This window comes from Stenotrophomonas sp. HMWF003, from assembly GCF_003061285.1.
GTDB classification, from domain to species: domain Bacteria; phylum Pseudomonadota; class Gammaproteobacteria; order Xanthomonadales; family Xanthomonadaceae; genus Stenotrophomonas; species Stenotrophomonas maltophilia_AP.
The window spans coordinates 13,095-13,422 of the sequence record NZ_QAIW01000462.1 but is presented as its reverse complement, the minus strand read 5'-3'; the positions used below and the strand labels follow the sequence as shown (position 1 = coordinate 13,422).

General features: G+C 70.4%; 1 protein-coding gene. It reads left to right on the top strand.

The genetic code is table 11. The annotated features are described in order from the left end of the window. Positions 1 to 328 (top strand): hypothetical protein (locus DBR34_RS24405; RefSeq protein WP_258224213.1); only part of this gene is annotated, 328 nt, incomplete at both ends.

The window sequence follows — 328 nt, the reverse complement described above, 5'->3', positions numbered from 1 at the left end:
ACAGCATGGTGCTGGCCCTGCCGCTGGCCGAGGGCCGCAAGTTCCTGGCGCTGGTGGCCTACGTGGGCGGCTTCTCGGCGGCCACCGGCATGGTCATCGTGGCCTCCATCGCGCTGGCCACCATGGTCAGCAACGACCTGGTGATGCCGGTGCTGCTGCGCCGCAGTGGCGACCACCAGGAGGCGGCCGACGTGGCCTCGCGGGTGCTGTGGATCCGCCGCACCGCCATCCTGCTGCTGGCGCTGGCCGCCTACAGCTACTATCGCGGCAGCAGCAATGACAGCACGCTGGCCTCGTACGGGTTGATGGCGTTCGCGGCGGTGGCGCA